The 724-nt window shown below is 70.4% G+C and carries 1 protein-coding gene; it reads right to left on the minus strand.

The features are described 5' to 3' along the window. Position 1 precedes the first annotated feature (1 nt). Positions 2–724, minus strand: a 723-nt coding sequence (gene glpX / locus BVI061214_RS00085) for a class II fructose-bisphosphatase (protein WP_053766876.1), incomplete at its 5' end; no start/stop codon positions are given.

Genomic DNA, 724 nt, shown 5'->3' on the forward strand with positions numbered 1-724 from the left:
CTTAAACCCGGATGGTGACCCGGGCGCCCGTCTCAAAGAGATGGATGGAGTCTATAAAGCGCACGGTGCGGGTGGCGTGCCCCATGACGATGGAGTGGGTCCTGGCCCCGCCGCCGAAGAAGCGGACTCCCTGGAGGATGTCCCCGTCGGTTATGCCGGTGGCGGCGAAGACGATCTCCTTTCCCGGGGCCAGGTCCTCGGTGCGGTAGATGCGGTTCTCGTCCCCGCCCATGGCCTTGAGGCGGGCCCGCTCCTCCTCGTTTTGCGGGGTGAAGCGGGCCTGGATCTCCCCGCCCAGGCACTTGAGGGCCGCCGCCGCCAGAACCCCTTCCGGGGCCCCGCCGATGCCCATGACGGCGTGGACCCCCGTCCCCCGGATGGCGGCCGCCAGGGCGGCGATCACGTCCCCGTCAGAGATGAGCTTGACCCGGGCCCCGGCCTCCCGGATCTCCCGGATGAGCCCTTCGTGCCGGGGGCGGTCCAGGACCACCACCACCAGGTCCTCCACCGAGCGCTGGAGGGCCAGGGCCAAAGCCTTCAGGTTGGCGGCCACGGGCCAGGTGAGGTCCACCAGCCCGGCGGCGGGCGGGGGGACGATGAGCTTTTCCATGTACATGTCGGGGGCGTGGAAGAGCCCGCCCTTCTCGCTGATGGCGATCACGGTGACGGCGTTGGGCAGGCCCTTGGCGGCGGTGGTGGTCCCCTCCACCGGGTCCACGGCGAT

This window comes from Thermus aquaticus, assembly GCF_001280255.1.
In the GTDB taxonomy this organism is placed as follows: Bacteria; Deinococcota; Deinococci; order Deinococcales; family Thermaceae; genus Thermus; species Thermus aquaticus.